Annotated in this window: 27 protein-coding genes; 11 read left to right on the forward strand and 16 right to left on the reverse strand. The window is 66.0% G+C overall.

The genetic code is table 11. The features are described from left to right. Nucleotides 1-11 precede the first annotated feature (11 nt). From ACSQ24_RS26485 to ACSQ24_RS26500, 4 genes are all read left to right on the forward strand, one after another. Complete coding sequence (locus tag ACSQ24_RS26485) at nucleotides 12-836, forward strand: IclR family transcriptional regulator (protein WP_436097579.1); 825 nt, start codon at nucleotides 12-14, stop codon at nucleotides 834-836. Between the two features lie 88 nt (nucleotides 837-924). After that, a complete protein-coding gene (locus ACSQ24_RS26490) occupies nucleotides 925-1,239 on the forward strand; it encodes a (2Fe-2S)-binding protein (RefSeq protein WP_436097580.1) in 315 nt (104 codons plus the stop codon). Further along, a complete protein-coding gene (locus ACSQ24_RS26495) occupies nucleotides 1,232-2,593 on the forward strand; it encodes an FAD-dependent oxidoreductase (RefSeq protein ID WP_436097581.1) in 1,362 nt (453 codons plus the stop codon). Before ACSQ24_RS26490 ends, ACSQ24_RS26495 begins: the two co-directional genes overlap by 8 nt. Continuing rightward, the gene (locus ACSQ24_RS26500) at nucleotides 2,590-3,744 is read left to right on the forward strand and encodes an NAD(P)/FAD-dependent oxidoreductase (RefSeq protein WP_436097582.1); all 1,155 of its coding nucleotides are present in this window, start codon (nucleotides 2,590-2,592) and stop codon (nucleotides 3,742-3,744) included. Before ACSQ24_RS26495 ends, ACSQ24_RS26500 begins: the two co-directional genes overlap by 4 nt. Before the next feature lie 32 nt (nucleotides 3,745-3,776). Here the strand turns inward: ACSQ24_RS26500 and ACSQ24_RS26505 are convergent, their stop codons facing one another. The 9 genes from ACSQ24_RS26505 to ACSQ24_RS26545 form a co-directional block, all read right to left on the reverse strand. After that, the gene (locus ACSQ24_RS26505; protein WP_436097583.1) at nucleotides 3,777-4,754 is read right to left on the reverse strand and encodes a type II secretion system F family protein; all 978 of its coding nucleotides are present in this window, start codon (nucleotides 4,752-4,754) and stop codon (nucleotides 3,777-3,779) included. A gap of 12 nt (nucleotides 4,755-4,766) precedes the next feature. Continuing rightward, nucleotides 4,767-5,747 (reverse strand): type II secretion system F family protein, encoded by a 981-nt coding sequence (locus ACSQ24_RS26510; protein ID WP_436097584.1) that lies wholly within the window; start codon nucleotides 5,745-5,747, stop codon nucleotides 4,767-4,769. A 20-nt stretch (nucleotides 5,748-5,767) separates the two neighbouring features. Beyond that, entirely contained in the window at nucleotides 5,768-7,207 is a 1,440-nt protein-coding gene (locus tag ACSQ24_RS26515) for a CpaF family protein (protein WP_436097585.1), read from the reverse strand. A gap of 2 nt (nucleotides 7,208-7,209) precedes the next feature. Continuing rightward, entirely contained in the window at nucleotides 7,210-8,457 is a 1,248-nt protein-coding gene (locus tag ACSQ24_RS26520) for an AAA family ATPase (protein WP_436097975.1), read from the reverse strand. Nucleotides 8,458-8,465: 8 nt separating this feature from the next. Then, entirely contained in the window at nucleotides 8,466-9,209 is a 744-nt protein-coding gene (locus ACSQ24_RS26525; RefSeq protein WP_436097586.1) for a CpaD family pilus assembly protein, read from the reverse strand. An 18-nt stretch (nucleotides 9,210-9,227) separates the two neighbouring features. Next, nucleotides 9,228-10,718, reverse strand: a complete 1,491-nt coding sequence (locus ACSQ24_RS26530) for a type II and III secretion system protein family protein (RefSeq protein WP_436097587.1) — start codon at nucleotides 10,716-10,718, stop codon at nucleotides 9,228-9,230. Beyond that, nucleotides 10,715-11,491 carry a Flp pilus assembly protein CpaB gene (cpaB, locus tag ACSQ24_RS26535; protein ID WP_436097588.1) on the reverse strand — a complete coding sequence of 259 codons (777 nt, stop codon included), beginning with the start codon at nucleotides 11,489-11,491 and terminating at the stop codon, nucleotides 10,715-10,717. The genes ACSQ24_RS26530 and cpaB overlap by 4 nt, the downstream gene beginning before the upstream one ends. A 126-nt stretch (nucleotides 11,492-11,617) precedes the next feature. Then, complete coding sequence (locus ACSQ24_RS26540) at nucleotides 11,618-12,130, reverse strand: A24 family peptidase (RefSeq protein ID WP_436097589.1); 513 nt, start codon at nucleotides 12,128-12,130, stop codon at nucleotides 11,618-11,620. Nucleotides 12,131-12,290: 160 nt separating this feature from the next. Beyond that, nucleotides 12,291-12,455 (reverse strand): Flp family type IVb pilin, encoded by a 165-nt coding sequence (locus ACSQ24_RS26545; protein WP_436097590.1) that lies wholly within the window; start codon nucleotides 12,453-12,455, stop codon nucleotides 12,291-12,293. A gap of 495 nt (nucleotides 12,456-12,950) precedes the next feature. Here ACSQ24_RS26545 and ACSQ24_RS26550 point away from each other — a divergent pair, with 495 nt between their 5' ends. Then, a complete protein-coding gene (locus tag ACSQ24_RS26550) occupies nucleotides 12,951-13,421 on the forward strand; it encodes a pilus assembly protein N-terminal domain-containing protein (RefSeq protein ID WP_436097976.1) in 471 nt (156 codons plus the stop codon). A 31-nt stretch (nucleotides 13,422-13,452) separates the two neighbouring features. Here ACSQ24_RS26550 and ACSQ24_RS26555 read toward each other — a convergent pair whose 3' ends face one another. The 3 genes from ACSQ24_RS26555 to ACSQ24_RS26565 form a co-directional block, all read right to left on the reverse strand. Then, a complete protein-coding gene (locus tag ACSQ24_RS26555) occupies nucleotides 13,453-14,952 on the reverse strand; it encodes a phosphomannomutase/phosphoglucomutase (protein ID WP_436097591.1) in 1,500 nt (499 codons plus the stop codon). Nucleotides 14,953-15,125: 173 nt separating this feature from the next. After that, nucleotides 15,126-16,034 carry a ribokinase gene (locus ACSQ24_RS26560; RefSeq protein ID WP_436097592.1) on the reverse strand — a complete coding sequence of 303 codons (909 nt, stop codon included), beginning with the start codon at nucleotides 16,032-16,034 and terminating at the stop codon, nucleotides 15,126-15,128. Beyond that, the gene (locus ACSQ24_RS26565) at nucleotides 16,031-16,927 is read right to left on the reverse strand and encodes a 2-dehydro-3-deoxygalactonokinase (RefSeq protein ID WP_436097593.1); all 897 of its coding nucleotides are present in this window, start codon (nucleotides 16,925-16,927) and stop codon (nucleotides 16,031-16,033) included. Before ACSQ24_RS26565 ends, ACSQ24_RS26560 begins: the two co-directional genes overlap by 4 nt. A 252-nt stretch (nucleotides 16,928-17,179) precedes the next feature. Here ACSQ24_RS26565 and ACSQ24_RS26570 point away from each other — a divergent pair, with 252 nt between their 5' ends. Continuing rightward, a complete protein-coding gene (locus ACSQ24_RS26570) occupies nucleotides 17,180-18,064 on the forward strand; it encodes a hypothetical protein (RefSeq protein ID WP_436097594.1) in 885 nt (294 codons plus the stop codon). Here ACSQ24_RS26570 and ACSQ24_RS26575 read toward each other — a convergent pair. From ACSQ24_RS26575 to ubiE, 3 genes are all read right to left on the reverse strand, one after another. Beyond that, on the reverse strand, nucleotides 18,061-18,696 hold the full coding sequence (locus tag ACSQ24_RS26575) for a L,D-transpeptidase (RefSeq protein ID WP_436097595.1): 636 nt from the start codon (nucleotides 18,694-18,696) through the stop codon (nucleotides 18,061-18,063). The two genes, ACSQ24_RS26570 and ACSQ24_RS26575, sit on opposite strands and share 4 nt — an antisense overlap. Before the next feature lie 182 nt (nucleotides 18,697-18,878). Then, nucleotides 18,879-20,438, reverse strand: coding sequence for a 2-polyprenylphenol 6-hydroxylase (gene ubiB, locus ACSQ24_RS26580; RefSeq protein WP_436097596.1), 1,560 nt, complete (start codon nucleotides 20,436-20,438; stop codon nucleotides 18,879-18,881). A gap of 34 nt (nucleotides 20,439-20,472) precedes the next feature. Continuing rightward, the gene (ubiE, locus tag ACSQ24_RS26585; RefSeq protein WP_436097597.1) at nucleotides 20,473-21,234 is read right to left on the reverse strand and encodes a bifunctional demethylmenaquinone methyltransferase/2-methoxy-6-polyprenyl-1,4-benzoquinol methylase UbiE; all 762 of its coding nucleotides are present in this window, start codon (nucleotides 21,232-21,234) and stop codon (nucleotides 20,473-20,475) included. A 95-nt stretch (nucleotides 21,235-21,329) separates the two neighbouring features. Between ubiE and mutM the strand changes: the two genes are divergently transcribed. Further along, the gene (mutM, locus tag ACSQ24_RS26590) at nucleotides 21,330-22,220 is read left to right on the forward strand and encodes a bifunctional DNA-formamidopyrimidine glycosylase/DNA-(apurinic or apyrimidinic site) lyase (protein ID WP_436097598.1); all 891 of its coding nucleotides are present in this window, start codon (nucleotides 21,330-21,332) and stop codon (nucleotides 22,218-22,220) included. A gap of 3 nt (nucleotides 22,221-22,223) precedes the next feature. Here mutM and ACSQ24_RS26595 read toward each other — a convergent pair whose 3' ends face one another. Beyond that, on the reverse strand, nucleotides 22,224-22,697 hold the full coding sequence (locus ACSQ24_RS26595) for an SRPBCC family protein (protein WP_436097599.1): 474 nt from the start codon (nucleotides 22,695-22,697) through the stop codon (nucleotides 22,224-22,226). A 293-nt stretch (nucleotides 22,698-22,990) separates the two neighbouring features. On the opposite strand from ACSQ24_RS26595, the gene ACSQ24_RS26600 reads away from it, so the two are divergent. The 4 genes from ACSQ24_RS26600 to rpsT all read left to right on the forward strand — a co-directional run bounded on the left by ACSQ24_RS26600 (nucleotide 22,991) and on the right by rpsT (nucleotide 25,710). Continuing rightward, a complete protein-coding gene (locus ACSQ24_RS26600; RefSeq protein WP_436097600.1) occupies nucleotides 22,991-23,764 on the forward strand; it encodes an enoyl-CoA hydratase in 774 nt (257 codons plus the stop codon). A gap of 118 nt (nucleotides 23,765-23,882) precedes the next feature. Further along, entirely contained in the window at nucleotides 23,883-24,881 is a 999-nt protein-coding gene (locus ACSQ24_RS26605) for a threo-3-hydroxy-L-aspartate ammonia-lyase (RefSeq protein ID WP_436097601.1), read from the forward strand. After that, nucleotides 24,878-25,273 carry a RidA family protein gene (locus ACSQ24_RS26610; protein WP_436097602.1) on the forward strand — a complete coding sequence of 132 codons (396 nt, stop codon included), beginning with the start codon at nucleotides 24,878-24,880 and terminating at the stop codon, nucleotides 25,271-25,273. Before ACSQ24_RS26605 ends, ACSQ24_RS26610 begins: the two co-directional genes overlap by 4 nt. 170 nt (nucleotides 25,274-25,443) lie before the next feature. Continuing rightward, entirely contained in the window at nucleotides 25,444-25,710 is a 267-nt protein-coding gene (gene rpsT / locus ACSQ24_RS26615) for a 30S ribosomal protein S20 (RefSeq protein ID WP_126114587.1), read from the forward strand. Nucleotides 25,711-26,085: the final 375 nt, after the last annotated feature.

Raw genomic sequence — 26,085 nt, forward strand, 5'->3', positions numbered from 1 at the left:
AACAGGCCCCGATGACGATGCCCGAAGCGACACAGAACGGCCGCAGGAAAGCAGCTGCGCCGGCCGATCGGGCCGGGCGCAAGGACGACGTGCTGATGGTCAACTCGGTCGAGAAGGCCTTCCGCGTGCTGTCCGCCTTCGGCCGCCAGCACCAGACGCTCAACCTGTCGCAGGTCGCCTCCGAGACGAGGATGGACGTCAGCGCCGCGCAGCGCTTCACCCACACGCTCACCAAGCTCGGCTATCTGCGCAAGGATGCGCAGACCAAGCGCTTCGAGCTGACCGCGAAGACGCTCGATCTCGGCTACCACTTCGTGCGAAGCAGCCGCCTGCTCGACCGCGCGATGCCCTATCTCATGCACCTCAGCAAGGAGACCGAGGAGACGGTCAATCTCACCGTGCGCGAAGGCACGGAAATCATCTTCGTCTCGCGCTTCCTTAGCCGTCATGTGCTGAATACCGACGTCATCATCGGGACGCGGATGCCGGCCTATTGCACCGCGCCCGGCATCGCCATGCTGTCGCGCCTGCCCGAGGAGGAGGCGATGGCGATCATCGACGCCTCCGACCTCAAGGCGCACACGCCCTCGACGACCTGGCAGCGCGAGGTATTGCGCGAGAAGCTGCGCCAGTCCGCGGCGCAGGGTTACGCCACCGCCTTCGAGGAGGTCTATCTCGGCGATGCCTCGATCGCCGCCGTGATCGTCGATCATCACGGCCGGCCGGAAGCCGCCGTGAACATCGCGACCTCGACCTCGCGCTACAGCCGTGCCGAGGTCGTCTCGCGGTTTTCCTCCCTGGTCATCGCCACCGCGCACGCGATCTCGCGGGTCTGAGCCACAAGCAGGAGCGCTTGACAGCGTCGGCCGCTGTTTTATCAATATTCGAGAACTATTATTGCATTGAAATAACTTTGAGGCCCATGTGGACGCTCCGAAGGCCCAGTTTCGCCGCGTCGCGACCCGTACGGGGCGACAGGCGACGCTCAGCTTCGACGGCACGACCATCCGGGCGACGACCGGCGACAGCGTCCTTGTCGCGCTGCTCGAGAGCGGCGCCCTGATCCGCCGACTGGAGTTCGGGGCTGAGCCGCGTGCCGGCTTCTGCCTGATGGGCGCCTGCCAGGATTGCTGGGTCTGGAGCGCGGAAGGCGGAAGATTCAGGGCCTGCACCACAGAGGTCGCCGACGGAATGGTCCTGTCCGCCGAGCCGCAGCCACTGGTCAGGGCAGATGGCTGACATCGTCATCGTCGGAGCCGGGCCGGCCGGCATCAGCGCCGCCGAGGTGCTGTGCGCGAAGGGGCTGAGGCCCGTTCTGACCGACGAAGGCGCGCGGGCGGGCGGCCAGGGCTATCGCCGGCCGGCCGACGATCTCGCCCTCGACATGAACCGGCTGATGGGCTCTGAGGCCGGGAAATATGCGGCGTTGCATCGCCGCTTCGAGGCGCTGCGACCGAAGGTCGACTATCGACCGCGGACATTGGTCTGGGCCATCGACGGCGATCAGTTGCGTCTGCTGCGGGACGGACGCGCCGAGACGCTCGCCTTCGACAGGCTGCTGATCGCCAGCGGCGCGATGGACCGGGTGGCGCCCTTGCCCGGCTGGACCTTGCCCGGCGTGTTCACCGTCGGCGGCGCGCAGGTCGCGCTGAAGGATCAGGGCTGCCTGATCGGAAGCCGCGTCGCCTTCCTGGGCTCGTCGCCTCTCTTGGCACTGGCGGCGAAGCAGTACCGCGACATGGGCGCGGAGATCGCGGTGATCGCCGATACGACGCCATTCGGAGTCAAGATCGCTACGCTGCCGGCGCTGCTGCTGCGGGCCCCGCGGACGCTGCTGCGCGGCATCTCGTATATGGGCGCGTCGCTGCGTGCCGGGACGCAGATGCTACACGGCGTGACGCCTCTCGCCGTCGAGGGAGCGGGCCGCGTCGAGGCTTTGCTGCTGCGCGATGCGCAGGGCCGCGAACGCCGTTTCGCCTGCGATGCGATTGCGCTCGGCTACGGCCTGAAGCCGGAGACGCAGCTCGCCGACCTGGCGCAGGCCGAGTTCGCCTACGATCCGGGTTTCAGACTGCATCTGCCGAAGATCGATGGCCTGGGTCGAGCCCGGCCTGGCCTCTATCTCGCCGGGGACGGGGTGCGGATCGGCGGTGCCGACGCGGCCGAGGCGAGCGGCGCGCTCGCCGCCCACGCGATCCTCACCGATCTCGGCCAGCCGCAGGACATCGAGGTCGTGAGGCGGTTGGCACGGCAGGTCGAGCGCTTGCGCGCTTTCCAGCGAGATCTGGCGCGTGCTTTCGCTTGGCCGACGGCACAGATCGCTGCCCTGTCCGATTCCGTCATGCTGTGTCGCTGCGAGAACGTGACGGTCGGCGAGGTCCGTGCAGCGATGGCCAAGGAGCTCGGACCGATCGAGGTCAACCGGGTCAAGGCGATGACGCGCTGCGGGATGGGGCGTTGCCAGGGCCGGGTCTGCGGCCCCGCCTTGCAGGAGATCGTGGCGGCCGGGCGGGACGGTGCCGCCGCCGGGCGGCTGCGCGGCCAGGCCCCGGTCAAGCCGATCGCGCTCGCGGTAGCCGGGGAGCCGGCATGAGCGACCGGACGAGCGATGTCGCGATCGTCGGCGGCGGGCTGATCGGCGCCTGGACCGCCTTCTTCCTCGCCCGGCGCGGACAGCGCGTGACCTTGATCGAGAAGGGCGTGGTCGGCGCGCAGTCGAGCGGCGTCAACTTCGGGAACCTGCGTCTGCAAGGCCGCTGTCCCGGCCAGTATCCTTTGTCCCTGCGATCCCAGGCGCTCTGGGAGGATTTCGATGCGCTGATCGGCGAGGATTGCGAGTTCGAGCAGACCGGCCATCTCTATCTCGCCTATGACGAGGAGGAGCGCGCCAAGCTCGAAGGCTACGCCAAGGTCTCGGAATCCTATGGGCTCGCCATTGAAAGGCTCGGATTGGCCGATCTCAAACGGCGCTGGCCCTGGCTTGGCGATCGCGTCCTCGCAGCGACCTTCTCGGCACGCGACGCCACCGCTAATCCACGTCTCGCCACCCCAGCCATTGCTCGCGCCGCCGCAAGGCACGGAGCCGTCATCCGCGAGAACACGCCTGTCACCGGCATCGAGCGCTCGGGAGACGGATTCGCTCTGACGCTCGGCAGCGGCGGAAGCTTGAGCTGCGGCGCGCTCGTCAACTGCGCCGGCGCCTGGGCGCTCGATATCGCGCAGAGATTCGGCGAGACCGCACCGGTCTTCCCGGCCGGCCCGCCCCAGTTCGTGACGGAGCCGTTCCCCTATCTGATCGGCCCGTCGGTTCAGGCGATCGACGGCTCGGTGATCTTCCGTCAGATCCCGCGCGGCAACATCATCCTGGCCGGCTATCCGCGCACGGCAGCAGATCCGGTGAACAACCGCGCGCCGGTTCCTCCCGCCAAGACGCTCGCGGCGATGAGGGCGCTGGCGCGCGTCGCGCCTATGCTCGCGCAGTGCCATGTCATCCGCGTCTGGTCCGGCATCGAGGCCTATCTGCCCGACATGATCCCGGTGATCGGGCCGAGCGAGACGACCGCCGGGCTCTTCCATGCCTTCGGCTTCTGCGGCCATGGCTTCCAGATCGGCCCCGGCGTCGGGCTCTGCCTCAGTGAGATGATCATCGACGGAGCGACACAGACGCCGCTGGAGCCCTTCTCGATCGGGCGCTTCCGCACCGAACAGACCGTCAGCGAAAAATTCCGCAAGGAGTTCGACTGAACAGCTTCTCCGAACTTCGTCACTGGGGCTGTTTAGAGTTTGGCGAAGACTTTGATCATCGCCGGGGTCATGATCACCACGAACAGCACCGGCAGAAAGAACAGGATCATGGGCACTGTCAGCTTTGGCGGCAGGGCCGCGGCCTTCTTTTCCGCCTCGTTCATCCGCTGATCACGGCTCTCTTGCGCGAGCGTCCGCAGCGCTGTTCCGAGCGGCGTACCGTAACGCTCGGCCTGGATCAGCGCCGTACACACCGACTTCACCGATTCGAGTCCAGTGCGTATGGCGAGGTTCTCATAGGCCTGCCGACGCTCGGAGAGATAGGATAGCTCCGCCGTGCAGAGGGAGAACTCCTCGGCCAGCGGCACCGACTGGCTGCCGATCTCGGTCGAAACCTTGCGGAACGCGAGTTCGATCGACATACCCGACTCGACACAGATCAGCATCAGGTCGAGCGCATCCGGGAAGGCGCGCCGCATCGAGTGCTGGCGCTTTGTCGTCACATTGGACAGGTAGATTTCCGGCGCCTTGATGCCGAGATAGGCAGCGCCGATCACGATGCCGACACGCGTAATAAAGGTCTGGCCGAAGCTGTTGATCACGAAGATGTAAAACACGGCGAACAAGAAGAGGGCGATCGGGGTGATCAGCCTGAAGAAGAGGAAACCCACTTCGGCCTGCTGACCGCGGAAGCCGGCCATGGTGAGCTGCCTCTTGGCGTTTTCGGTACCGAGCCAGTTGCTGAGCTTGAAGCGCTCGACGATGTCGCGCATGAAGACCTTCGGCTCCTGCCGAAGCGAGACTCGCTCGTTCTGCCGCGCCAGCCGGTCGCGCTCGCGTGCGCGAATCTTGTCGCGTTCGGTGGCGACGGATTTCATGCGCTTGCCCAGCACATTGCCTTCGAGCAAGGGCGCCGCCACGGTCATGATCGTAATCGCGACGGCCACCCCGCCGACCATGGCGAGCAGAACCCTTATGTCGGTGAGTTTCTCGATCAGGAGCGCGAGCATGCCGAAGCTCCCTTAAATGTCGAAGTTGATCATCTTGCGCATCACCAGCACGCCGGTTGCCATCCAGACGGCGCAGCCGACGAGCGCCACTCGTCCCGTGTCGGTCGTCCAAAGCGCGTCCATGTAGCCAGGGCTCGTGAGGTAGACGAGGGCGGCGACGACCGGAGGCAAGGAGCCGATGATTGAGGCGGACGCCTTCGCCTCCATCGACACGGCCTTGATCTTGTCGCGCATCTTGCGGCGCTCGCGGATCACGCGCGAGAGATTGGCCAGGGTTTCGGCGAGATTGCCGCCGGTCTTCTGCTGGATCGCCAGGACGATGCCGAAGAAATTAGCCTCGGCGCAGGGCATGCGTTCGAACAGCTTGGCGACGGCGTCCGTCAGCGAGATGCCGAGCGTCTGCGCCTCGACGATCAGCCGGAATTCGGTCTTGACCGGCTCCTGGGCCTCGCTGGCGATGATCCGCAGGCAATCGTTCAGCGGCAGGCCCGACTTGATGCCACGCACGATGACATCGAGCGCGTTCGGAAATTCGTTGGTAAAGCGCAGCATTCGCTTCTTGCCGAGATAGCCCAGGTACCAGCGCGGCAGGCCGAAAAGGCCGACGAGGAAGCTGACCAGCACGACGCCCAAGTTGCCCGAGACGATGAAAAGCACAACAGCCAGGGCAATGCCCAGCGCGACGCCGAGCAGCCAGTACTGCTTGCGCGACCAGGACAGCCCTGCCTGTTCGATTCGCCCGTCAATCGTGAGCTCGTGACGCGCCTTCTCGCGGTTCTCGATGTCCTTCAGGCTCTGCGCGACCTGTCCGCGCCTGGTCTGGCTCTGCGCCTCGCGGTCGACCGCAGCCCGCGTGGCAGCGGGGCTGGCGAAATCCCGGCGCCGCTGCTCGGCCTTGGCCTGGCCGCTCAGCCGGGGATAGAACAGGGCATAGGCGATCCCGCCCGCCGAGACAGCGGCGAGGATGGCAGCGGCGATCTGGCCATAGTCCATGACGTGCCCTCTCCCCGCGCCTAGGTGTCGGCCTGGCCTTCGAGCTCGAGCTGGTCGAGCGCCGCGGCGAGCCGCTGCTCGTCGCCGAAATAGCGCGCGCGTTCCCAGAGGCGCGGCCGGCCGATACCCGTCGAACGATGCCGACCGATGAGCCTGCCGTTGGGATCCTCGCCGAGCACGTCGTAGAGCATCAGGTCCTGGGTGATGATCACGTCGCCTTCCATGCCCAGCACCTCGGTGATGTGGGTGATGCGGCGCGAGCCGTCGCGCATGCGCTGCGCCTGGATGATCACATCGACCGAGGAGCAGATCATCTCGCGCAGGGTCTTCGAAGGCAGGCTGAAGCCGCCCATGGTGATCATCGATTCGATGCGGCTCAGGCATTCGCGCGGCGTATTGGCATGCAACGTGCCCATCGAGCCGTCATGGCCGGTATTCATCGCCTGGAGCAGGTCGAAGGCCTCCGGGCCGCGCACCTCGCCGACGATGATGCGTTCGGGCCGCATGCGCAGGCAGTTCTTGACGAGATCGCGCATCGTGACCGCGCCCGACCCTTCGAGATTGGGCGGGCGGGTCTCGAGGCGGACCACGTGCGGCTGCTGCAGTTGCAGCTCGGCCGCGTCCTCACAGGTGATCACACGCTCATCGTGCTCGATATAGTTGGTCAGGCAGTTGAGCAGCGTCGTCTTGCCTGAACCGGTGCCGCCCGAGATCACGATATTGCAGCGGACTCGTCCGATGATCTTCAGGATCTCGGCGCCGGGCGGCGAGATCGCGCCGAAACGGACGAGCTGGTCGAGGGTCAGCTTGTCCTTCTTGAACTTGCGGATGGTGAGGGCCGGCCCGTCGATCGCAAGCGGCGGAGCAATGACGTTGACGCGCGAGCCGTCAGCGAGGCGCGCATCGCAGATCGGCGACGACTCATCAACACGGCGTCCGACCTGACTGACGATGCGCTGGCAGATATTCATCAGCTGCGCGTTGTCACGAAAGCGGATGCTGGTGAGCTGGATCTTGCCGCCGGTCTCGATAAAAGTCCGGCCGGCGCCGTTGACCATGATGTCGGCGATGTCGTCGCGCGCCAGGAGCGGCTCGAGCGGCCCGTAGCCGAGCACGTCGTTGCAGATGTCGTCGAGCAGTTCCTCCTGCTCGGAGATCGAGAGCACGACGTTCTTCAGCGAGATGATCTCGTTGATGATGTCGCGGATTTCCTCGCGGGCCGATTCGCCGTCGAGTTTGGCCAGTTGGGAGAGGTCGATCGCTTCGATGAGGGCACCGAAGATCATGCTCTTCATCTGGTAGTATTCGTCGGATTTTTGCGCCTCGACCGGCACAGGCGGCGGCAAACGCCGTGCCTCGACGGCGGCGGAACGCGATTCGACCGGGCGCACCGACGAAAGCGGCGCTGCGTTCGGCTGAGTCGTCGGAGCCGGGGCAGTCGCCTGTCGCTTGCCGAACATCTTCAGGCCTTCCGACGCATCAGCTTGGCGACCAAGGGCTCGAACAGGCCGCGCTTGCCGCGCTTCTGCTCGCCGCGTCCGGTGAGAGCGGTTGCGATCTGGACGAAGGCCTCCGCCGCCTTTCCGCCCGACTGGACCTCGGCGATCATCTGACCGTTATTGGCTGCCGTGCCAAAGAGCTGGGCATCGAAGGGGATGGAGCTCAACACCTCGATCCCGAGGGCTTTGGCGAACTCGCTGGCCTCGATCTCCGGCCGTTTGGGCAGGCCGACCTGATTCAGGATCAGGCGTGGGACGGAATCGTTGGGTCGGGCCGCGCGCAGGAGATCGACCAGATTCTTGGCGTTGCGCAGCGAGGCGAGCTCCGGCGCGGCGACGATCGCCACCTCATCGGCGCCGACGAGCGCGCGCTTCGCCCAGCCGGACCACAGATGCGGCACGTCCAGCACGATGCAGGGCACGCTTGCGCGAAGCAGGTCGAACAGGAGCTCGAACGCGTCGTCGCTAAGATCGATGGTCCGGTCCAGCATGGCCGGAGCTGCGAGCAAAGAGAGGTTATCACTGCAGCGCGACAGAAGCCGGTCGAGCATGTTGGCATCGAGCCGCTCCGGTGCGAACACGGCGTCGGCGATGCCCTGCGGTGGATCCTGATTGAAATCCAGCCCGGCCGTGCCGAAGGCGATGTCGAGATCTGCGATCACCGTCGAGGCGCCGAGATCGCGGGCGACCGCCCAAGCGACATTGTGTGCAACAGTAGAAGCGCCGACGCCGCCCTTGGCGCCAACAATGGCCATGGTACGCCCGAGTGTCGCAGAGCCCGACGCGGCATAGAGCTCGGACAGGGTGCGCAGCAGGTCGAGAACGCCGAACGGGGCGACCAGATAGTCGCTGACGCCGCGCCGGATCAGCTCGCGATAGAGTTGGATGTCATTGACATGCCCGATGACGACGACCTTGGTGCCGGGATCGCAGCTCGCGGCGAGTGCATCGAGATTCGCGATCAGCCCCGACGGCTCGCTGACCGTTTCCAGGACGATCACATTCGGTGTCGGGGCGCCGCGGAAAGCCTCGACCGCGGCGGCCGGGCCCCCCATCTGAACTCGGGCCTGGACCTTGTCCATACGGCGGTCGGCGGCGACCGCCTGCATCGAGTCCGCGACCTCCCGTGTCTCGCAGAAGGCCTGCAAGGTAACGCGCGGTAGGGGGGCGATGATCTCCTCCCCGCCGGTATCCGGCTCAAATCCCGGCATATTCGCCATCACTTGCCTCCGACGGCGTCACTGACCTTGGTTTGTTCCTGGCGATACTGCGTGGAAGGATCCTTGCCCTCACGTAGTTTCTTGATCGCTTCCATGCGCTTTTGGGTGTCGAGGCGACCTTCGCTGCGCGCACGCACCAGATCAAGCGGATCGGCGATCTGCGCCGCGAGATTGGCCTGGGTGGCGCAGCCAAAATTCCAGTAGGGTTCGTTCGTGGCGCTGGTCTTGTAGCTGGAAGCGCCCAGGTCAGTTGGCCATTGTCCGCAGGAATGCGGCAGCCCGGCCTGCAGCGAGGCATAGGTCAGGCGGATCGGCGATGCGAGCCCGGGGTCGGTGATCGGATAGGTCCTGACCGAAAGAGCGCCGGGCGAGACACCAGCCCGGGCGAGCGAGCTGCGGATGCCATCGAGCGTGTCACGCGCGGCAAGGTCACGTCCGGTTCCCGTCGGCACCTCCGCGACGAGGCCGCCCTTGCCGCTGCGACGATAGTCCTCGCCGAAGCGCGCGACGTCATCGGCCTGGCGCGGGTCCAATCCGCGACCAGTCCGACCGACGAAGACATCCAGCGAACGTGGCGCATCGCGCAATACGATCGGATGACGCTCGCGGGTATCGACAGGGATGCCGGAGGTCGAGATGTCGCCCTTGGCGCAGGCCCCAAGCAGGAGCGCAGCGCCAAGTGCGGCAAGCAGTGCAGCTCGGCCTGCGCGATTCGAGTTGCTGACCACGGTCACGATCGCCATCCTTCTCGCGCCCCGTCCTTAATCCGCAATGAAGCCGACGCGGCCTTTATAGGCCTGCGGGATCGGCCCGCCGCTCGTCGAGCCGTAGATCTTGTTCAAGCGCCCCATCAGGATGGTCTGGGCATCGTGCGCTTCGACGAAGCCGTCGTCCGGCCGCTGCAGTCCGTTGGGCCCGACCGGCTTCACGATGTAAGGCGTCACTGCGATCATCAGCTCGGTCTCCTCGCGCTGGTAGTCACGCGAACGAAACAGTGTGCCGATGATCGGAATGTTCATCAGCCCAGGCATGCCGTTGATCGCCTGGCGCGAGACGCGCTGGATCAGGCCAGCGGTCGCCAAGGTCCCGCCGGACGGCAGCTCCACCGTGGTATCCGACTTGCGCGTCCGGAATCCCGGGGCGTTGACCGAACCGGTCTGGGTGGAATCGGCGAGGCGCAGCTGGTTCTCGGCGTCGAGCTCCGTGACCTCGGTCGCGATCCGCATCGAGATCCGGCCTTCGGACAGCACGATCGGGGTGAAATTCAGCGAGACGCCGATCGTCTTGTAGACGATGCCGAGATTGCAACGTCCCGAGATATCGCAGCTATACCCGCTCGGAACTGGAATCTCGCCACCCGCCGTGAATTTGGCGCTCTCGCCCGAGATCGCCGTGACGGTGGGCTCGGCAAGGATGCGCGACATGCCGGCACGCTCGAGCGCACGCAGGGTGACATTGGTTGAATTGCCAATGCCGGCGGCGATCGAGGTCGCCGCGAGCTGCTGCGGTTGCACTGTGAATGGGTTGTCGAGCGTCGGCGTGATGCTGAGCTTGCCCAGCTTCCACTCGCCGGTCGAGTTGATGCCGAGTTGCTTGATCGCCTTGCGAGCAACCTCGGAGACCGTGACCTTGACCATGACCTGATCGCGCCCACGGATCGTCACCGAGTTGATCACCGCGCCCTTGGTCGCGTTCGCGCCTTCGCCGGAGATGCCGACGAAGGCGTTGGCGATATCCATCGCCTGCGTCGCCTCGGAGGCGTTCGCGACATTGCCGACCAGCAGGATGGAGTTCCCGGCCGGCTTGACCTGGATGTCCGCGCCCGGCATCGCCGTGCGCAGGGTCTGACGCAATACGTTGAGGTCGCGGCCGACCTCGATCTCGAGCGCAGTGATCTGCCTGCCTTCGGCATCCATCACGAACATCGAGGTCGAACCGTCGGCCATGCCGATGACGAAGAGCTTGCGAGCCGAGCGCACCACGGCGTTCGCCACCTTGGGATTGGCGACGAAGACCTCCTTGGCGTCGCGCGGCAACTCGACGATCAGCGAACGGCCGATCGAAAGGTCGAGCCGGCGCGAGATCGCGTGCTCGCTGGCGCCGACATTCAGGACCGGCGCCGCGCCCTTGCTCTGCGCCAGGGCCGGAGCAACGGCCAGCGATGTTATGATAGGTACGATCGCCAGCGCCGAGGCAAGGCAGCGCTTATGGGCACAGCGGAACAGCGGCGTGGACTTCGGCATCGGGATCATGGCTTCACCGCCTTGGTGACGACGCCGAAGCGGACGAGCGTGAGCCCGCCCTCCTCGCTCGGCGAGCTCTTCTCGCCGGCATCCTGCAGGCTGCGCAGCGCCAGCGAGAGGGTGCTGGTCTTCTGCGCCAGCGTCACCGCTTCAACATGCCTCGGATCGAGTTCGAGCGTCGCGGTCTCGCCAACCACGACCTTCTCGCCGTTCTTCTCCTGGATGTTCTGGCCGATCGCCAACACGCGCACATTGGCGATCAGAGTCTCGCTCGCCGCCGGCGCGCCGTCCCTCGAATTACTGTCATCACGGCTCGTGCGGATGACGTCGACGCGATCATTGGGTAGGATGAAGCCGCCAGCGGTATTGGCTCCGCGACTATCGGTGGTGATCGCGACCGCGCGCTTGCCGGGCGGCAGGATCGCCGCCAGGAAACCGGAATCGGCCTTGAGCAACTTCTCCCGCCGGATCGGCTCCGAACCGTAAAGCTGCGCGCGGGCGATCTGTCCGACGAATTCGCCCTCGCCTCCGGGAAGGTCCTGACGGCGGATCACCTCGGCCGGTAGGCTCGCCAGCGGCCAGGCCAGCCATTTGAGGTCGCCCGCGGCCAGCTTGTTGCCGAGCGGGACATCAGCGGCAGCGACCAGCACCTCGACCGTGGGAGCGGGCTCGTACGTGGTCTCCGACGGGGTAGTGACCTTCGGCGGCCGGCTGATCAGCAAGGCAGCGCCGAGACCGGCGACGATCGCTACAGCCAAAACGATGATGCGGGCGGGACTCATAGCACACGATCCTTGGCCGGCATACGCCGACCTTCAGCCAGATCGTGACCTTCGAATCGTCAACTTATGGTTAACCGGAGGTATCTTTTTGCGCGGATCCGCCGATTCAGGGCAGGGTCGAACCTCTCAGGCGCCGATCGCAGCACGCCAGATCGCCGTATCCGGCAGCACGATGAGCGCGGCGAAAGCAAGCGCCACACCATAGGGCACGCCCTCATCCTTATCGTGCAGGCGCTGCGCCCAACTCCATCCCGCCGCCGGGCGGGGCAAAGGCATTTGCCTCAAGCTGAGCAATGCGAGGGTCAGTGCGCCACCTGCGAAGGACGAGATCAGAATATAGGGCAGCAACTGGTCGAAGCCGAACCAAAGTGCTGTCGCAGCGGCAAGCTTGGCGTCGCCGCCGCCGATCCAGCCGGCAGCAAAGAAGCCGAAACAAGCGGCCAGCACGAGAAGGCCGGAAGCCAGATGCCAACCCAGCTGAGTCCAGGTCAGGCCTACGCTGACCGCACAAAGGGCGAAGCTGGCAACCAATACCAGGCAAAGGCGGTTCGAGATCGTCATCGACACGATATCGCTGGCCGCGGCGTAGGCCATGGCGGCAGGGAAGACGACGAGGGCCAGGAAGAGTGAGATCGACATCACAGACATCCGATGAGGAGACCCGATCTTGCCCGGGCCGCCTCACCAAAGACTTACCAACTCGCGCACAGACTTAGATTGACGCCGAAGAAACGTGAAGCGCCCTGGATATCCTCCAGGGCGCTTCATGCCATCCGAAGATGATCGGCCGAAACGGCTCTTACTTGAGGGCCGTGTTGACGGCGCTGAACTTGGTGTTCAGGCTGGTGCCGATGCTGCCCCAGATGGCAATGCAGACGACGGCGATCAGGGCGGCGATCAGGCCGTATTCGATGGCGGTCGCGCCGGACTCGTCCTTGGCGAAGCGCGCAAACAGGTTCTTCATGGGTAGCTCCTTTGCACCACGTTTGACTGCTGCCTTCGCTCTAGAGTGGCTTCGGTCAGCGACAGGAGTGACATTACGGACCCCATCTTGCCGATCGGTTAAAGAGACCGAATAATTCGCCGAATTTTACAGGTCTGCTCTCGATGGTTAATAGGCTTTTAGCAGGAAGTTACAGTTAACGAGCGATGTAAAACTTCTTCATCTACAAATATATTCCGAAACAGACCCGCCTAGCCCCGGATATTACGTTGCGTCAGACGATCTGATTTCTGCAAGCGCGCAGGCTCTTCACTGCGCCAACGCGAGCTTTCCCCGCAATCAGGCTGGTCGCTCCCAGCGCAGACTGGCCATCTTAGCAAACCATTCATCATTTTCCGCTTTGCTCGGCCTGTTCGAAACTTTGGGGCGCGGACCATGTCCATTGCGATGCCGGGATCGCGGCTCTGCAGAAGCTTTCCGGCGCTGTTTTGCGTCGGGCTCGCGGTAGCGGGCGGGCTGAGCTTGTCAATCGACCCCGCACGCGCACAAGCCAGGCTTGTTCCCGCTCCAGCTCCGGAAGCCCGTGGCGACGACACGATAATCGATGCGGTCTCCGTGACGGTCGATCACGCCAAGGTCCTGCGGCTGCCCGAGCGAGCACAGACGGTCATCGTCGGCAACCCGGCGATCGCCGATGTCACGGTCCAGCGCAACGGCGTCATGGTCGTCACCGGCAAGAGCTACGGCGTCACCAACCTGATCGCGCTCGATGCCACCGGCGCATTGCTGGCAGAGTCCACCTTGCGCGTCGGCGCCGCGCGCGATTCCATCCTGACCGTGCAGCGCGGCCTCGAGCGCGAGAGCTATTCATGCACGCCGGCCTGCCAACCGAGCGCACAGCTCGGCGATTCCAAGAGCTTCTTCGACGGCACGAATGGCCAAAGCGGTGCACGCAACGCGGTTGCGACGGGCGCAGAGAAGAAATAAAACTCCTCCGCGCCCGACGCCGAAAGCCTGATCAGATCGTCTGGTTGTAAGTGCCGACTTCCGGGTTTTCGCGCAGAACGCCGTCGATCGCCTTGAACATCTCGCGCATGCGCGCCTCCGAAACGGGGCTCTCGCAGACCACGACCAGTTCCGGCTTGTTCGAGGAGGCGCGGACCAGCCCCCAGGTGCCGTCCTCGTTGACGACGCGCACGCCGTTGACGGTAATGACGTCGCGGATTGCCTGGCCGGCGATCTTGTCGCCCGCCGCCTTCATCGCCTCGATGCGCTTGGTGATCTTGTCGCTGACGCCGTATTTGATCTCGTCGGCGCATTTGGCCGCCATGGTCGGCGTGCCCCAGGTCTTGGGCACGGCGGCGTAGAGCTCGGCCATCGACTTGTCCGGATTGCGGTCGAGCATGTCGATCACGGCGATCGCGGTGACGACGCCGTCATCATAGCCGCGGCCGACCGGCGCGTTGAAGAAGAAGTGGCCGGACTTCTCGAAGCCGGCGAGGGCGTTGAGATCACGGACCCGGCGCTTGATGTAGGAGTGGCCGGTCTTCCAGTAGTCGGTCTTGACGCCGAGCTTCTGCAATTCCGGGTCGGTCGAGAACAGGCCGGTCGACTTGACGTCGACGACGAACTGCGCGCCCGGATTGAGCTTGCCGAGGTCGCGGGCCAGCATCACGCCGATCTTGTCGGCGAATATCTCCTCGCCATGGTTGTCGACGACGCCGCAGCGATCGCCGTCGCCGTCGAAGCCGAGCGCGACATCGGCGCCGTGCTGCTTCACGGCGTCGGCCATGGCGTGCAGCATCTTCATGTCTTCGGGGTTCGGATTGTAGCGCGGGAAGGTGTGGTCGAGCTCGGCATCCATCGGGATGACCTCGCAGCCCAGCGCTTCCAGGATCTGCGGCGCGAAGGCGCCGGCGGTGCCATTGCCGCAGGCGGCGATGACCTTGAGCTTGCGCTTGATCTTCGGGCGATTGGTCAGGTCGGCGATGTAGCGCGCCGGGAAGTCGGGCACGAATTGATAGGAGCCGCCGCCCGAAAGGTCGAAATCACCGGCGAGCACGATGTCGCGCAACTGCCCCATCTCGTCGGGGCCGAAAGTGACTGGGCGCTGGGCGCCCATCTTGATGCCGGTCCAGCCATTGTCGTTGTGGGAAGCTGTGACCATGGCGACGCAGGGCACGTCGAGGTCGAACTGGGCGAAATAGGCCATGGGCGACATGGCGAGCCCGATGTCGTGGACCTTGCAGCCAGCCGCCATCAGGCCGGTGACCAGCGCCATCTTGATCGAGGAGGAATAGCTGCGGAAATCATGGGCGGTGACGATCTCGGGCTTGACGCCCATGCGCTTGATCAGCGTGCCGAGGCCCATGCCGACAGCCTGGACGCCCATCAGGTTGAGCTCTTTGCCGAAGAACCAGCGCGCATCGTATTCGCGGAAGCCGGTCGGCTTCACCATCGGCAGCGATTCGTAGTCGAAGGTGTTCGGGAAGAGCTCGGGCAGGGGCTTCGGAAACATCGGGCCATCCATCTTCGAGGAGCGCCGGCCGTGAGGCCTGCGCGGAAATCATGCAGCGAGACGCGTGCGGAACGGACAGGCCACAGGCTACATGAATGCAGCCTGAGCATGACAGGGCGAGGACGCAAGGCTGGCATAGCCGATCCACAGCCGAAGCGGAATGCCGGGCCGGCCTAGAGGAAACTCCTGCCGACCAGCGCCTCGATCGCCTCGCGGCGCGGCACGCTCGGTTGGGCGCCTGCAACCGTGCAGGCAAGCGAGCCCGCGGCGAGCCCGCGCTGGAGCGCGCCGGAGAAACCGAAGCCGGCCTGCAGCGCGGCGGCGAAGGCACCGACGAAGCTGTCACCGGCCGCGACCGTATCGACGGCCTCGACAGCGGGTGCCTCGAGCCTTCGCTGGACGCCGCCATGCCAGCCGACCGCACCGGCCGCGCCGAGCGTGACGATGCAGGCGATGCCGCGCTCGCCATCGACCCGTTGCGCGATCGCATCGGGGTCGGTCTCGCCCCAGCCGAGCGAGCTGGCCAGGATCAGCGCCTCGTGCTCGTTGGCGATCAGGATATCGGTGAGCGCCAGCAGTTCCGGCGCCGGCTCCCCGGCCGGTGCGAGGTTGAGGATCACCCGCCCACCTCCGGCCCGTATCGCCTGCGCAGCAAGCAGGCATTCGCTCTCCGGGACCTCGCGCTGGAGCAGCAGCAGATCGCCCTCGCCCAGCTTCAACTCCTCGACGGCATCGGCCTTTGCCAGCGCATTGGCACCCGCTGCCACCACAATCTGATTGGCGCCATCGGCATCGACGGCAATGAAGGCGGCCCCGGTTGGTGCCTCGGTGCGTGCGACATGGGACAGATCGACACCATCCTCGGCCAGGAGTCCGAGCGCAATCTCGGCGAAACCGTCGCGGCCGACCGCGCCGACCAACGTCACCTCGGCGCCGGCCCGGCGCGCCGCCAGTGCCTGATTGGCGCCCTTGCCGCCGGGATGCAGCGCATAGCCGGGCCCCAGCACGGTTTCCCCCGCACCCGGCAAGCGCTCGACCGGCGTGACCAGATCGACATTGAGCGAGCCAAAGACGATGATCATGCCTGTAGCCCAGCGGCGAGACGGGTAACACCGGCGACGAAGGCGTCCTCGGGCGTGGTCAGCGTATGCTCGAGCCCGGCTGTGGCAAGTGCCCGGCCATAGCTCTGCGCCAGCACCCCGTCGGCAACGAGATGGAAATTGGCGAGGCCGCCGAACAAGGAGCGGGCGCCTTCGATCTCCTGCGCCACCAGCAAAGCGGAGAGATAGGGCCCGACTGCACCGCCTTGCATGCCTCCGCCAAGGACGTCACTGCGCGCATGGAAGGCGGCGTTGAGTAGGCCGCCCGGCCGCTTGGCCGCAGCGAGGCCGCGCCGCGCCCCCTCGGCAGCATCGTCACCAACCGGTTCGCTCGCCAATCGCGACAGGATCGAATGCTCGCGCAGCAGGCCGTAGACCTCGCCGGTCATGAAGCTGGCGAAGCGGGTGATGCGGCTGCCCTTGATCTCAGCCCATTTCGAATGGGTGCCGGGCAGGCAGGCGATGCCGTCGCTGAGGCCGAGGCCGACGATCAGCGTCTCCTCGCCGCGCATCACGTCGAAGGCGCCCTCATCGCAGGACAGGCCTGGCAGGATGGTCGCCTGCGTGCCGTCGTCGAGGGTAACGGCAAGGCCCGCCGCCGCGATCTCCTCGGGTCTCGCCGGGCAGGCGACATAAGGCGCTTCGACCCAGCCATTGCGGCTGCCGACCATGCCGGCGAGCAGCACCTTCGCATCCGGGCGCGCCTGGCGGAATTCGCCAGCGATCTCGGCGAAGGCCGCCGGGAAACCGCCCGCCGGCACCGACTGGATACCACGATCGGCGCTGCGCTTCGCCAAGACCGCGCCATCCTCGCCGATCAGGAAGGCGCGAGCACGCGTCGTGCCCCAGTCGAGCGCGATCAGGGGGGTGGGCATGGCAGGCTCCGGCGAGATGCGTGCCTCGTCCGATATCCCGGTCGAGGCGAGGCGAAAGGGCGGGGAATCTCTCCGGCCAGCAAGGCCCGGTCAAGTCCGGCAGCGGTTGATCCGCCACCCTTGGCGAATCCAGCGCTTGACGATGTCGTCGGCGAGCGCAATCGAGGCGAAGACGAACGCGTTCGGCCTTCCTGCGCAGACATGGCGCTTGCGGGTACCGTGAAGCCCCTGATCGCCTTAAAGGACCCCGCAATGCTGATCCTCTCGGCCGGCCGCTATTCCGCCCGCATCGCGCCGGAAGCCGGCGGCATGATCGCCGCGCTCGACTGGCAGGGGTCGGACGGCCGGAGGCATCCGCTCTTGCACGCGCCGGCGGGACTCGCGCCGCAGACGGAGACGCCGAACAAGTTCGGCGCCTGGGCGATGCTGCCCTTCGCCAACCGTGCCTTCGACAGCCTGATCGACGATGGTCATACCCGCTTCACCGTGCCGTCCAACAACCCTGCCGGCACGATCCATGGCTTCGGCTGGCAGTCCGCCTGGCAGGTCGAGCGGCAGGACGCCGGCCATACCGTGCTGGCGCATCGCCGCAATGCCGGCCCCGATCCCTATCGCTACCTGGCGAAACAGGAGATCCGGCTCGACGAGAGCGGTATGGCCGTCACTCTGTCGCTAACCAACGAGGCTGATCAGGCCCTACCTTTCGGCATGGGCCTGCATCCCTGGTTTCCCTGCGCCGCCGATACCCGTCTTGGTATGACCGCGACCGGTGCGCTGGTCTTCGGCGACCTGTTCCGCGCCAGCGGCACGCAAGGCTTCGCCGATGGTGGCCCCTATGCCGGCAATCCCGTCTTCGCCACCGGCGCCGAGAGCGCCTGGAGCTTTTTGGGTTGGGACGGCGCGGCCCGGATCGAGACGCCCTCGACCGGCCTCGCCATCACGATCACAGCGAGCGAGAGCCTGCGCTGCCCGGTCGTCTGGGCGCCGGCCGGCGCCGATTTCCTTTGCGTCGAGCCGCAGAGCCACGCCGCCGGTGCGCCGAGCGAACAAACCGTGCGCGAAGTCTCGCCGCTCGCCCGGCTTCAGCCGGGGGAGACATTGGAAGGCTGGATGCGGATCGCGGCGGACGCGATCTAACGCCAGCCTGGCCCCACCGGCTGGAAGCCGATCGCGCCGGCGGGTATCGCCGGCCTGAGCAGCATCTGCTCGCGTGCCTCGCCCCAAGCCGGGGCCTGGCGCTGCTGCTTGGCGCTCAGCACGGCCTTTTGCGTCTTGATCTTGGCCTTGGCGATCTTGTGCTTGGAGCCGGAGGACGCCTTGGCGAAGCGCGAGAGATTATCCGGCGCGGCCCCGTTCAGCGCGATGCGGGTGCTGCCGGCGCCGTGCTTCTTGACCAGCGCGAAGAGCTTGGCCGCGTTGGCGGGATGCAGGCGGATGCAGCCATGCGAGGCCGGGCGGCCGAGCGCACCGACGGCAGTGGTGCCGTGGATGGCATAGCCGCCGCGGAAGAACACCGCATACGGCATCGCCCCGCCGTACTTGCGGGAGTACCAGCTGCGTTCGAGCCGGGTCGGGCGATAGACGCCGTTGGGCGAGCGAAAACCCTTGCGGCCGGATGAGATCGCCCAGCTGTGGACCTCGCCGTCGCTGGTGACGACGCTCATACGTTGGGCGACGATATCGACGCGGACGTCGAGCTTGGCCTCAGCCGACGCAAGACCGGCGAATGACGCGCATAGAAAGGCCAGAATGCCGAGAAGGCGATACATGACGCTGCTCCTGAACGACGCAACCTGAAGAAAACGGCTCTTTGGTTGCTGCCGCAGGGACGCATGCGCTCTGCGAGGACAGCTCCGGCCTTGCCGCAAAGGAATCCCGAGGGCCACGCGCTTGTAAAGCGCAAACCGCTCAAATGGTTTCCAATCGCGTGTGTCGGAAGTGCGCTCAAGCGCTAGTCGAAGAACGCCGTCCAGGCGAGCAGCGCTGCGATCAGCCAGAGCGCCCAATTTCCCCAGCGGTTGCGCGCCGCTTCCGCCCGCCCGATCGCCTGGACGCTGGCTTCGTCCAGCGAGAAGCCGTGGCGCGAGGCGTCCTCGAGCTGCCCGAGCACGCGCTCGGCCCGGCCGACCGTTTCCGGCAGATTGGCGAGGCTGGCGGCAAGCGTGCGAACGCTGCGGCCGACATCCTCGAGCTTGCCGATCGGCCCGAGATTGCGCGTCAGCCAGTCGCGCACCACCGGCTCGGCCGTGGTCCACATGTCCAAATGCGGATCGAGCGTGCGGGCGACGCCCTCGACGACGACCATGGTCTTCTGCAGCATGACGAGCTCGGTGCGCGTCACCATGTCGAACAGCCCGGTGATCTCGAACAGGAGCGTCAGCACCTTCGCCATCGAGATCTCGTCGGCGCGCTTGTCGTGGATCGGCTCGCCGACGGCGCGGATCGCCTGGGCGAAATCGTCGACCGAATGATGGGCCGGGACATAGCCGGCCTCGAAATGCACCTCGGCGACGCGCCGGTAGTCGCGGGTGATGAAGCCGAACAGGATCTCGGCGAGGAAGCGCCGCTCCTTGTGACCGAGCCGGCCCATGATGCCGCCATCGACCGCAACCAGCCGGCCTTCAGCATCGACGAACAGGTTTCCGGGATGCATGTCGGCGTGGAAGAAACCGTCGCGGATCGCATGCTTCAGGAAGGACTGGATGACGTTGCGGCCGAGCGCCGCCAGGTCGTGGCCGGCGGCGCGCAGGGCCTCGACATCGGAGAGGCGGATGCCGTCGATCCATTCGTCGACCAGCATCTCGCGCGCGGTCAGTTGCCAGTCCGGCGCCGGCACGCGGAAATCGGCATCCTCCTTGGTGTTCTCGGTGAACTCCGAGAGCGCCGCCGCCTCCAGCCGCAGGTCCATCTCCATGGTGACGGAACGCGCCAGCGTCTCGACGATGGCGACGAAGCGCAGGCGGCGCGCCTCGGGCGAACGCGCTTCCGCCAATTGCGCGCCGAAGCGCATGGACGCGAGGTCGCGGTGGAAGCGGTCGCGGATGCCGGGCCGGAGAATCTTGACCGCGACCTCGGAACCGTCCTTGAGGCGTGCGCGGTGAACCTGGGCAATCGAGGCGGCCGCAACCGGCTCGCTGAAGTCGACGAAGATCGCCTCGACCGGCTTGCCATGGGCAGTCTCGATCGCGGCGCGCGCCTGCGCCATAGGGAACGGCGCCATCCGGTCCTGCAAGGCGGACAGGTCCTCGGCGATCTTCATGCCGACGACGTCGGGCCGCGTCGCCAGGAACTGGCCGAACTTGACATAAGACGGGCCGAGCCGCGTCAGCGCCGCGGCGAGGCGCGTCGCGGAAGAGCCGGCGCCGCGGCGCTCGATCAATCGGCCGAGCGCGATCAGCGCCCGCGCCGCCGGCGGCAGCACCGACGGGTCGACCAAGGCCAGCGCGCCCTCGCGCGCCAGCACGAAGCCGACCCGCGCCGAGCGGGCGAGATGGGCGAGGGCGGAGATCATGCGGGAATGCGGCGGATCGGCATCGCTGGCGTCGTCACAGCTTCCAGCCAGAATGCAGCGCCACCACTCCGCCGGTCATCGGCGTGAAACTGGCGCGGCGGAAGCCGGCCTCCGCGATCATGTTGGCGAAGATTTGCGGGCGCGGGAACTTGCGGATCGACTCGACGAGATACTGGTAGGGCTCGGCTTCGCCCGTCACCATCCTGCCCATCGGCGGGATGATGTTGAAGGAATAGGCCTCGTAGACCTTATCGAGCAGCGGCACGTCGACATGGGAGAATTCGAGGCAGAGGAAGCGGCCGCCGCGCTTCAGCACGCGATAGGCCTCGGCCAGCGCCTTCTCGATCCGCGGCACGTTCCTGATGCCGAAGGCGATTGTATAGGCATCGAAGAATGCGTTCGGCAGCGCCAGCTCCTCGGCATTGCCCTGGACGAAGCTGATGCGGTCGTCATCCGGAAAGCGCTTCTGGGCGCGCTCGCGGCCGACGCTGAGCATCTCGGCATTGATGTCGAGCACGGTGACCTCAGTCTGCGGCCCGCCCTCCTCCAGCACCTTGAAAGCGACGTCGCCGGTGCCGCCGGCAACGTCGAGATGCTGGAAGGGCCGATCGCGCGGCGGCTTCAGCGCCGTGAGCAGCGCCTCTTTCCAGGCGCGGTGCAGGCCGGCCGACATCAGGTCGTTCATCAGATCATAGCGGCCGGCGACCTTGTAGAAGACGTCGTCGACCTTGGCCTGCTTCTCGCCGAGCGGCACGCTCTCGAAGCCGAAATGGGTGGTGTCGGAGGCTGCTGTCACGGTTGGGCCGCTCTTGTGTTCGGGTGAGGCGATGAATAGCGAAAGGCTGGGCCGTTGTCGCGGGCCCTCTCGACGCATGCTGAAGAGCCGATGCCATGCCTGAACTTCCCGAAGTCGAAACCGTCCGGCGCGGGCTCGAGCCCGCCATGCTCGGCGAGCGCTTCGCACACGTCGAGCAGAACCGGCCCGATCTGCGCTTTCCCCTGCCCGAGCGCTTCGCCGAGCGGCTGACCGGGCGGCGCATCGAAGCTCTGTCGCGACGGGCAAAGTACCTGATCGCCGATCTCGACGACGGGCAGGCGCTGGTGATGCATCTGGGCATGAGCGGGCGCTTCATCGTCGAAGCCCCCGGCACGAAGCCGACTGAGCCCGGCGCTTATTACAACGAAATCGGCCGGCATCTCATCCACGACCATGTCGTCTTCCATCTCGGCTCGGGCGCGCGGGTCACCTACAACGACGTCCGCCGCTTCGGCTTCATGGACCTCGTCCCGCGCGCCGGGCTGGAAACGTCGAAGCATTTTGCCGGAATGGGCATCGAGCCGCTCGGCAACGAACTCTCCGGCGAGCTGCTGGCCAAGCTGTTTTCCGGGAAGATCGCCCCGCTGAAGGCGGCGCTGCTCGACCAGCGGCTGATCGCCGGCCTTGGCAATATCTATGTCTGCGAAGCCTTGTTCCGCGCCGGGCTGCATCCGGAAGCCGAGGCCGGCACGCTGGCAACGCCGACCGGCAAGCCGCGCGAGAAGGCGCATCTGCTGGCGCAGATCATCCGCGATGTCCTGGAGGAGGCGATCGCCGCCGGCGGCTCGACCTTGCGCGACTTCGCCCATGCCGACGGCTCGCTCGGCTATTTCCAGCACCGCTTCAAGGTTTATGACCGCGAAGGCGATTCTTGCGTCACGCCGGGCTGCGGCCATCTCGTCAAGCGCCTCGTCCAGTCGGGCCGCTCGACCTTTTATTGCGAGAGCTGCCAGAAGCGCGGCTGAGCGTCACGCGTTCTCCATGAAGCGCGCGAGGTTCTCCAGCGTCGAGCGCAGCCCGGCGTCGTGATCCTCCTTGCCGATGCCGACCGGCACGTTCTCGCAGAGTATGGTGACCTCGGTCCCGTCCCGGACCTCCTTGAAGCGCCACGTCATCGTCATCGTTCCGGCGAAGGCCGGGTCGTCCGAGACGAAGCCGACCTCCCAGACGATGCGCTCGCGTGGTTCGAGCGCGACGAAATGCCCCTCGACGATATCGCTGTCGGTGCTGGCCTTGCCGGGCGCCCCCGCCGGATCGTCATAGGTCAGGACCATGCGGTAGCTGCCGCCGGGATGTGGCTCGAAGCGCTCGATCTTCGCCCGCATCCCCTTCGGTGGCAGCCATCGGGCGAGCGCTGCAGGATCGACAAAGGCGTTATAGATCGCGCCCGGCGAAGCCTTGATCAACCGCGAGGCCGTGTCGGTTCTCGTCTCGGCGGGCATGGCAGGCTCCCTGAACGGTTGGGCGAAGGCTAGAGGCCGTTCCGATCGGCTTGCATCGCAAGCTGATCGGCAAAACGGTCTCTAAACTCAAAGGAGAGACGGATTCACCGATCAGATTGAGCCAATCTGATCGGATCCGGCTCTAACGGGATGAAACGCCCGAACCGGGCAGCATGTTTCCTCGGGTTTGGCCCGCGAACGCGCAGCCCCATCCAGCCTTGCACCGGCGCGCATGGACTTGCCGCGGCGCCACCCGCTAAAGCTGCGGCGACAGAAGCATCCGGGAGGCCGCCATGGCTTATGAGACCATTCTCGTCGAGGTGAAGGGCAAGGTCGGCGTCATCACGCTGAACCGGCCGCAGGCCCTGAACGCGCTGAACGTCCAGCTGATCGCCGACATCAATGCGGCGCTCGACGGCTTCGAGCGGGATGACGGCATCGGCTGCGTCGTCATGACCGGCTCGGAAAAGGCCTTCGCCGCCGGCGCCGACATCAAGCAGATGCAGGAGCGCAGCTATCCCGGCACCTATCTCGACGACAAGTTCGCCGATTGGGACCGGATCGGCCAGCGCCGCAAGCCGATCATCGCGGCGGTGGCGGGCTTTGCGCTCGGCGGCGGCTGCGAGCTCGCCATGATGGCCGATTTCATCATCGCCGCCGACAACGCCAAGTTCGGCCAGCCCGAGATCAACCTCGCCGTCATTCCCGGCGCCGGCGGCACCCAGCGCCTGACCCATGCGATCGGCAAGGCCAAGGCGATGGATCTGTGCCTCACCGGCCGGATGATGGGCGCGGAGGAAGCCGAACGCGCCGGGCTCGTCGCCCGCATCGTTCCGCTCGCCGATCTCATGGCCGAGACGCTGAAAGCGGCCGAGCAGATCGCGGGCAAGTCACTGCCCTCGCTGCTTTCAGCCAAGGAATCGGTCAACCGGGCCTTCGAGACGACGCTGGCCGAGGGCCTACGCTTCGAGCGCCGCGTCTTCTCGGCGCTGTTCGGCACCCATGACCAAAAGGAAGGCATGGCCGCCTTCATCGAGAAGCGGAAGCCGGAGTTCAAGAACCGCTGAGACCCTGCAACCCCGGCCGATCAGCGCCATGCATGGCCGGGGTCACGTTCTTTCACTTGAAAGGCCGGCGGCGCTGCTGACACCATGGCCTGCACTCTTGAAGCATGCAGGATTCGCCATGACCGCCGCAGCCAGCTCCCTCACCGACGGCATCGCGCTGCCGACCTATGCCGATGTCGAGGCGGCGGCGCAGCGCATCGCCGGCGTCGCCCACCGCACCCCGGCGCTGACCTCTCGCACGGCAAACGAACGCACCGGCGCCAATCTCGTCTTCAAGGCCGAGAACCTGCAGCGCATGGGCGCCTTCAAGTTCCGCGGCGGCTACAACGCCATCGCGGCGCTCACGCCCGAGCAGCGCAAGGCGGGTGTGCTGACCTATTCCTCCGGCAACCATGCCCAGGCGATCGCCTATGCCAGCAAGCTGCTCGGTGCGCCGGCGACGATCATCATGCCGCTCGATGCCCCCGCAGCGAAGGTCGCGGCGACCAAGGGCTATGGCGCCGAGATCGTGACCTATGACCGCTATAGTCAGGATCGGCTCGAGCTCGGCGACCGGCTGGCGGCCGAACGCGGGCTGACGCTGATCCCGCCCTACGACCATCCCGAGGTGATCGCCGGGCAGGGTACAGCGACCAAGGAGCTAATCGAGGAGGCTGGCGAGCTCGACGTGCTGCTGGTCTGCCTCGGCGGCGGCGGGCTCCTGGCCGGCGCACTGCTCGCGGCGAAAGCGCTCAATCCCGGCTGCAAAGTCTACGGCGTCGAGCCGGAGGCCGGCAATGACGGCCAGCAATCGCTGCGCAAGGGCGAAATCGTCAAGATCGACGTGCCCAAGACCATCGCCGACGGCGCCCAGACCGCCTTCCTCGGCGACTATACGTTCCCGATCATCCGCGATCTCGTCGAGGACATCGTCACGGTGCCGGATGCGGCGCTCGTCGCGACGATGCGCTTCTTCGCCGAGCGGATGAAGCTCGTGGTCGAGCCGACCGGCTGCCTTGCCGCGGCGGCGGCGTTCACGGGGGCGGTGCCTGTCGAGGGCAAGCGCGTCGGCGTCATCATCAGCGGCGGCAATGTCGATCTCGCCAGCTTCGCGCGCTTCATCGGAGACGGCGCATGAGCCAGATCGAGACGATCCTCTCGCCGCAGGTACCGGCGCCGGCAGGGCACTATTCGCAAGCGGTCGCCTACAAGGATCTGGTCTTCGTCTCCGGCCAGCTCGCCCCGCGCCCGGACGGCAGCCATACCGCGCAGGAGCCGTTTGCCGTGCAGGCGCGGCAGGCACTCGACAATCTCCTCGCCGTGCTCGACACCGCCGGCTGCGGCCCGGCCGATGTGCTGAAGGTCACCGCCTATCTGGTCGGCGCCGCGCACTGGCCGGAGTTCAACGCGGTCTATGCCGAGGTCTTCGGGCCGCATCGGCCGGCGCGCGCCGTCGTTCCGATACCGGAACTGCATCATGGCTATCTCATCGAGATCGAAGCCGTGGCGGTCCGCCGCAAGGCAGGTTGAAGGCAGCGGCGATTCCACCGTTGACGCCGCGCGCGGCAGGAACTATAGGGTCGGGCCTCGCGGCGGTCTTGCTCCGGCAGGACCGTCGCTCGCATTTTCAACCGAAGGTTCGTGGTCGTGCCAGCCGGCGGATAGCCAGGCGCTCACCGCGATGAGGACGAGGACAGACCATGGCCAACACGACTTCGGCCAAGAAGGCCGCGCGCAAGATCGTGCGGCGCACCGAAGTGAACAAGGCGCGCCGCAGCCGCGTGCGCACCTTCCTGCGCAAGGTCGAGGAGGCGATCGCCTCCGGTGACAAGACCGCCGCTGCCGCCGCACTGAAGGCCGCCCAGCCGGAGATCATGCGGGCCGCGCAGAAGGGCGTGGTTCACAAGAACACCGCTTCGCGCAAGGTTTCGCGTCTGGCTCACCGCGTGAGCGCGCTCGCCTCCTGATCACCGTTCCGTAGAGCGGCTTTCAGCTGAATTCGACCCGGCCGCGAGGCCGGGTTTTTTGTTTGCCGGGTCGCCAGCGGAACGCGCGCCCGATGCTGCGGCGCAACACCCGCTGTCAACGCAGATTCCGCAATCTTTCCACTGCTTTACCAGCTTGACTTCGGGGCTGTTTTAGAGGTCGGAAACCACCCCGTTTCAAGGTTTTGACCGCACAAAATTCCTCCATATTTTTCATGACCTTAGTGGGCAAAGCAATTCGCCTTGAGGAATCACCCTCCCCCGGAAGGGGTAGGCCGCACCCTTCGAAAAAAAAGATTCGGAGCCGGCACGAGACCTCGCCGGTAAAGAAAAGCTTAACTTCCCCAACTGATTGCG

Source organism: Allobosea sp. LjRoot237 (assembly GCF_964253285.1).
Taxonomy (GTDB): Bacteria; Pseudomonadota; Alphaproteobacteria; order Rhizobiales; family Beijerinckiaceae; genus Allobosea.